Annotated in this window: 4 protein-coding genes and 1 pseudogene; all 5 read right to left on the bottom strand. The window is 68.5% G+C overall.

Translation table 11 applies throughout. The features are described 5' to 3' along the window. A pseudogene (locus CV1CTNOD_RS11390) lies at positions 1-267 on the bottom strand (ISAzo13-like element transposase-related protein); the annotation flags it as partial. Positions 268-357: 90 nt separating this feature from the next. Then, entirely contained in the window at positions 358-1422 is a 1065-nt protein-coding gene (locus CV1CTNOD_RS11385; RefSeq protein WP_131786084.1) for a polyprenyl synthetase family protein, read from the bottom strand. Next, complete coding sequence (locus tag CV1CTNOD_RS25680) at positions 1419-3992, bottom strand: cytochrome P450 (RefSeq protein WP_207386357.1); 2574 nt, start codon at positions 3990-3992, stop codon at positions 1419-1421. The genes CV1CTNOD_RS11385 and CV1CTNOD_RS25680 overlap by 4 nt, the downstream gene beginning before the upstream one ends. A 284-nt stretch (positions 3993-4276) precedes the next feature. Then, on the bottom strand, positions 4277-5806 hold the full coding sequence (locus tag CV1CTNOD_RS11375; protein ID WP_131786083.1) for an acyl-CoA reductase: 1530 nt from the start codon (positions 5804-5806) through the stop codon (positions 4277-4279). 33 nt (positions 5807-5839) lie between these two features. After that, entirely contained in the window at positions 5840-6385 is a 546-nt protein-coding gene (locus tag CV1CTNOD_RS11370; protein WP_131786082.1) for a hypothetical protein, read from the bottom strand. Positions 6386-6478 lie beyond the last annotated feature (93 nt).

Raw genomic sequence — 6478 nt, 5'->3', positions numbered from 1 at the left:
GGAAATGCCATTCAGAAAATCATGGTCGTTGACCGGAATCGGATCACCGACCTTCCGCCACTCCCGACCACCGTTCGCGAAGTCGCCGATCAGTTCCTTTTTCTTGCCGTCCACGCTGATGACCGGCTCGCCAGCGGCCTGATACCGCACGATCTCCCCGATGAGATACCGAAACTGATCATCCCGGTCCGGGTGACAGGAGCCGGCGAGCACCTTGGACGGCGCCTGGAGGCTGAACCCCATATCCGCGAGCAGCCCCGCCACGGTTGTATGACTAAGGGGTCGTAATGAATTAGTTGCTGGACTTAATTCATTACGACCTCTTAGGGACGGCGCGGGTTGCTTTCCCTTCTTACTTCAGTACGAACGGTTGGCCGCGAAATTGGTCAGTTCTGTCAGCGTGAAGGCCGCCGTATGGTCCACGGCGACCTCGGAGATAATCTCCCGGGCCCGACCCAGGTGGCGCCCGGCGGATGCCTCGGTAAAGGCACGGCCGCCGGCGTCGCTGATGAGGTGGGCGGCGGCGCGCAGATTCTGCTCCGTGGCCGGAGTGAGACCTTCCGGATCCAGCAGGGTCAGCAGCCGCGGCGTGGATGCGGAGCCGCCGGTGAGTACCGAGACGACCGGAAGGGTCTTCTTGCGCTGACGGAGATCGTTGAACACGGGCTTTCCGGTGACCGCCGGGTCGCCCCAGATGCCGAGCAGGTCGTCGACCGCCTGGAAGGCCAGGCCGAGATGCCTCCCCATCTCGTCCAGTGCGGCGACGACCTCGGCCGGCGCTCCGCCCAGCAGTGCGCCGAGGCCGGCCGCGCAGCCGAGCAGCGCGCCGGTCTTGGCTCCGGCCATGTCGCTGTATTCCTGGACGGTCACAGCCTGCGGGCCCGTCCAGGGCCGGGTTTCGAAGGAGAGGTCCTGCGCTTGACCGTTCACCAATTCAATCAAGGCGTTCGAGACGGCGGCCATGGCCGCATGCCTGGTCTCGACGCTCGCGGTGCGGGCCAGCGAGTCGAGGGCGAGAGCCAGCAGCCCGTCGCCGACCAGCACCGCGGGGCCGATGCCGTAGGCCTTCCACACGGCGTCCCGATGTCGTCGCTGTTCGTCGCCGTCCATGATGTCGTCGTGCACGAGGGAGAAGGCGTGGATCAGCTCCACCGCCACCGCTCCCGCGACGGCGCTCTCCGGGGACGCACCCACGGCCTGGGCCGACAGCACGGCGAGGGCCAGACGCAACCCTTTGCCACCGCCACCTTCCCGAGGCGTGCCGTCGACGTCGCGCCAGCCGAAGCTGAACTCGGCGATCTCGCCGACGTCTGAAGGCAGCCGGTTGACGGCGTCGCGCAAGGCCGGCGTCACCAGCCTCTGGCAGTACCCAAGGGCGTCTTGCAGGTTCGACGCCGTGCCGACTTCCGGCGCGGCGCTCATCGGGCATCCGACAAGGCGAGGTCGGGCTGCGCTGCCAGGCGACCGCGGGGTTCGGGGACCATCTGCAGCGGGCCGGTGCCCAGTGAGGCGCGGGGCACGGCGGTACCGGCCTTCGTGCCGGGAACCGCGCGCAGGCGCCAGCGCGAGGCGATGCCCGCGAGCGTGATGGTGGTCTCCGCCGTCCCCAGGTTGTCGCCGATGCACTTGCGGCTTCCGCCGCCGAACGGCAGGTTCGCCGAGCGCGGCAGGCGTGCGGCACGTTCGGGAAGCCAGCGGTCGGGGTCGAACACATCCGGGTTCTCGTACATCGCCGGATTGTGTCCGAGGGCGTATGGGCTGTAGAGCACGATGGTGCCGGGTTCGATGCGGCGTCCGGCGAGTTCCGTCTCCCGCGTGGTCGTGCGGGTCATCAGCCAGGCGGGCGGATACATACGCAGCATCTCGGTGATCACGCGCGCGGTGTAGGGCAGCTGGTGCAGATCCTGGAACCCGGGCACCCGGCCGTCGAGCACGCTGTCGAGCTCCGCGTGCAGCCGCTGCTCGATCTCGGGATGCGTGGCCAGAGTGTGGAACGCCCAGGCCATCGTGTTGCCCGTCGTCTCCGTACCGCCGATGAGCAGGGTCATCACCTGGTCGTGGATCTCCTGGTCGCTCAATCCGTCCCCGGTTTCCTCGTCGCGGGTGTTGACCAGGATGGACATCAGGTCGCCGGTGTCCGCCGCGCCCGACCGCCGGTATTCCGCGACGGTCTCCCGGATCAGTTCCCGCATTCGCACCCGCACCTGCTCGAAGTCGCGGTTGTGCGGCGTGGGCAGCTTCTCTAACAGGCCGATAGGAGCCATCATGCGCTTGTACACGCCGCGCATGATCACCGGCATGCAGTAGGCGACCTCGTCGATCACCGTGCGGCTCACCGTGGTGGAGAACATCGTGCGAGCGGTGATCTTGAGCGTCAGCCCATGCATCACCTCGCTGACGTCCAGCGGCTCGCCCGGTCGCCAGGAGGCGAGTTCGGCCTCGACCTCTTCGCCCATCAACGCGATATAGCCGGGTACTCGCGCGGGGTGGAAGGCGGGCTGGAGCATGCGGCGCTGGCGTCGGTGCGGCTCCCACGCGGAGCTGACCAGTCCATCGCCCACAAGCAGCCGCGCCTTCTCGAACAGCGGACCGCCCTTGTCGAACGTGCGGGAGTCGGCGAGCACCTGCTGGGCCAGCTCAGGCCGGTGTGCGAGGTACGCCCGTTTCGGCCCGATGCTGATCTCCACGAGGTCGGCGTCCGTCGGCAGACGCTCCAAAAATTCCAGCGGACTGCGCCATAGCTGCAGAGCGTGGCCGAGCACCGGCACCGCGCCGGGGGCCTTGAGCACCTTCCAGGACGGCGCGGGGCCCGCGGTCTTCGTGCGCGCCTCGGCGACGGCGCGCGGAGCGGGCTCTGGCACCGCCTCGGACACCACCGCAGCGGCTTCGGCGGCGACGGCCTGAACGGCTCCGAGCGGCGCGATGACGGGTGCCGATCCGGCCGCCGTGTACGGCTCAGCCCTGAAGCGGGTGACGAGGGCGTTGAGGTCGACCCATCCGTGGGTGGTCCCGTCCCACACCGAGCCGTCACCGAAGTACCGCGGCGTGAGGTATTCGAACTCCTGGCTGCCGCCCATCAGATAGTCCAGGCCGCTCAGGTACCGGCGCACGTCCTCGCGCTCCCCCGCCGGTCCGGCCAGCAGCTCGTCGCGGGCGGCGATGTACGCCCTCTCGTGGTGCCCGACCAGTTCGCACAGCCGGTCCACGGCCTGCTGCAGGCCTAGTCCGTTCCGCTCGATCAGGACTCTGACGACCGTCATCTTGTCGTCCTGCGAGTGCTCCTTGCGCCAGGACAGCAGGTCGTTGATGATGATCATCTGGCGGCGGCAGTGCAGGTGCACCTCACCGAACTGCGGGATGAGCTCGGTCATGTCCACCGCGGCGCCGTATTCCGTCATCAGCTCGATGAAGTCGCATCCGAAGCTGTCCAGCCGCACGGTCATGCACGTCTCATAGTCCGGCACCTCGTCGGTCAGCTTGGCCTGGATCTCGGCGGCGCAGCCGCGCAAGAATGCCTCGAGGCTCGCGGCGAAGCGCTTGATCTGGGCCGCGCTCAGGCCCGGGCTGATCCGCCGCCACAAGTCCTGCCCTGCGCGGCCGTAGGGGAAGCCGGGGTTCGTGGGCAGATTGCCCTCGAAGTCGGCCAGGATCCGCTTGAAGACCTCCCGCGCGGCTTGCGCGCTGGCGCCCAGCGCGGTGCGGTCCGAGACGAAGCTGTCGATGACCGTCACGTACTGATACCAGTCGGCGATGTCGAGAGCGCGCTGGTATTCGGCGTGCGGGACGGTCAGCGGTCCGTAGATGCCGTTGCGCTGCCGCAGGAAGTACAACAGGTCCGACTCGCTCGCGAAGGTCTCCGCCAGGAAGCGGCGTATCCAGCCGTTCGAGGTGATCTCGATCTGCGCGGCCCGCGGATGGTAGGCGTACGGCAGTAGTCGTGGCAGTTCCGGCAGGAAGAACTCGGTGACGCCCGTGAGGGAGGATTCCGGCATCGCGCAGTCCCTTCTTCGGTGGCGCAGGGGCCGGCGACCAGGGAAAGAATCCCGGTGCACCGGGAAAGCCGGTGGATGCGAACCGGCCCGCCCGATGCGGCGCCGTATCGGAAAGTGGGTCGGACCCGCCCGGCTCGAGTAGCGAACGGCCCTGCGGGCCGCATGACTCAGCGGAGGGAAGGGCTCCGCGGACATCGCCCGTCTGCCGTGCGGCCCGGCGATCTACCCGCCGAGGATCGCAGAAGCATGATGCTCTCCCCGTGTAGCCTGCTGATGCCAGGATGCTATGGGCATGAATCGGCGTTTGTACAAAAGTCTTCCCGTCGTACGGAACACTTCGGCTGCGGGACATCTCCGCCTTCGGAGGCAGAGGCCCACAGCGGGCTGACTTTCGACGTGTCACAGGTCTCGTCGACGATCCACCGCACCATCCGGCGCAGCGGCTCGATGGCGTCCTGCGGAAGCGCGGTGTTGCCCGATGCGGCGTACCCCAATGAAATGAGCCGCTGGGCACCGTGCAGCGCGAGCGGCTCCCGCAGCCGCCGTTTGAGCGACTCCGGATAAACGCCGATTGTCTGGGTGTAGGCGTTGACGTGCTTGAGCGCGTCCAGCGCGGTGTCGACGGGCACGATGTTGGCCACCCGCCCGGACAGGAGAGGATGGAAGTCCACTGGTTCGCTCAGGTGCGAGACGATGACCGCCCCCTCGTCCCGGCTGCCGCCGACGACCCGGTAGTACTCCGGGTTGGTGCGCAGGGCGGACAGGTGGGCGCGCAGTTCGGGATCGAAGTGTTTGACCGGCGTGCTGACGGCGGCGGGAAGCCGCTGGATCTCGTCGTAGACCAGCTGCCCGAGCCGGTCGGCTCGGGCCAGCCCGGGGGCGTCGGTGCCCGTGACGGCGTAGATCACCCGCGCATTGAGGCAGCCGAGCTGATTGAGCGCGCCGACGTCGGTCGCGGTCCGGCGCGCCACGTCGGCCAGCGTCGAGGCGTCGGTGAGCGCCTCGGCGCCGATCACGGTGGCGCTGCGTTTCGGGTCCAGGGCGACGAGTTCGAGCCCCGGCTGGATGTAGCGGGTGATGTGCCGCACCGACGCTAGGCCGCCCCAGGCGATGATCTTCTCCAGGTTGGCCGGACGGTAGAGCCGCCGCTCGAACTCCTGCGAGCCGCCCTTCCAGTAGGCGACCGACACGTGCCGGGTGATCGGATGGTCCGGGGCGATCGCGGCCATGGTCCTGGCGATTGCCAACGCGGTGAGCGGGTCGTTCGACGGCACTTTGATCACGGCGTCGCTCCGGGTGATCGCGTTGCGCACGATCGTCAGCGCCGCGACCAGCGGGCTGTTGCCCGCGATGATGTGCACGGCCCGCGCGCCCATCGCCCGTATCGCGGCCGTCCTGCCGTCAGACATCGTCATCTCGAACCAGCCGTCGAGCCGGTCGATGCCGATCGCGGTATCGGCGACCTCGCGGACCGTGCCAGCCGCGAACAGCGCGGGCAGCTGCTCGTAGGCGGAGCGCACCAGCGGCGCCGTCATGTCCGACCAGTGAACCGAATGCTCCAGCGCCTCCGCGAGGTATTCGTTGCGGTCCGGGTGCAGGTGCTCGCCGAGCTGCGCCAGGTAGTCGACGATTTCGTCGAAGGGCAGGGAGTGCAGCGCGCCGAGCGCGCCCGGATCGTGCAGTGGTAGATCCGCGAGCAGCCGCTCGGGGTCCGGGGCCAGGAACGAGGGATTCGCGCCACGGCCGTTGAAGCGCACGAGGCCGTCGCGCACGATCCTGCCGCGGACCACTGCCGGAATGGCGATGTCGGTCACATACCGCTCCGTCTCCCGTTTCGCCGCCAGGCGTCAGACCAGCTCCGACGTGAGGAAGTCCAGGGCGTCGCGTTGGGCACCCTCCGTAGCCGCACAGCTGATCTTGTCGTCGCCGCCCGCCTTGTCGCCGTAGCGCTCGATGGTCCGCCCGAGGCTCGGGCTGTCCAGGCCGCACGCACAGGGCGACCAGTCGGCGGTCACCTCGTCGCCGGTCACGAAACCGCCCCAGTACGTTTCCGCGAGCAGATCGAAGAACGCCGCCCGGCCGGTGCGCACGCCCTCCCGGGGAAGCACGGCGCCGTCCTGCGGGTCGAGGACGAACAGGATCGTCGAGGGCTCGATGTGGTAGCGGCCTTGCGCGCACATCATGTGCGTCGCCATGACCTCGGACATGGCGTAGCAGTGCCGCAGCCGCGGCACGCCGATGAACCGCTCGATCACCTGCTCCCACCCGTCCGGCAGCACGACGCCCTTGGCCCCGCCGCCGCCGACCACCGATGAGTCCGGCGAGAAGACGCCGGTCAGTCCCTGTTCGCAGGCCTCCCGGGCGAGCTCGTGCGTCGTGCTCCAGGAACCCATGAACAGCACCCGCTCCCCGCGCAGCCGCTCGACGAGCCGGGCTAGGAGACCGCTGAATTAGGCCGTGTCGGGGACTGGATGGGTCCGGCCGGG

Source organism: Protofrankia symbiont of Coriaria ruscifolia, from assembly GCF_900634745.1.
In the GTDB taxonomy this organism is placed as follows: domain Bacteria; phylum Actinomycetota; class Actinomycetes; order Frankiales; family Frankiaceae; genus Protofrankia; species Protofrankia californiensis.
The sequence above is the reverse complement of the archived record's forward strand: the minus strand, read 5'-3'. Positions and strand labels throughout refer to the sequence as shown.

What these genes read in the sequence shown, in the direction of transcription:
- CV1CTNOD_RS11385 (WP_131786084.1), bottom strand. Translation starts at nt 1,422, where the DNA reads ATGAGCGCCGCGCCGGAAGTCGGCACGGCGTCGAACCTGCAAGACGCC.
- CV1CTNOD_RS25680 (WP_207386357.1), bottom strand. Translation starts at nt 3,992, where the DNA reads ATGCCGGAATCCTCCCTCACGGGCGTCACCGAGTTCTTCCTGCCGGAA.
- CV1CTNOD_RS11370 (WP_131786082.1), bottom strand. Translation starts at nt 6,385, where the DNA reads ATGGGTTCCTGGAGCACGACGCACGAGCTCGCCCGGGAGGCCTGCGAA.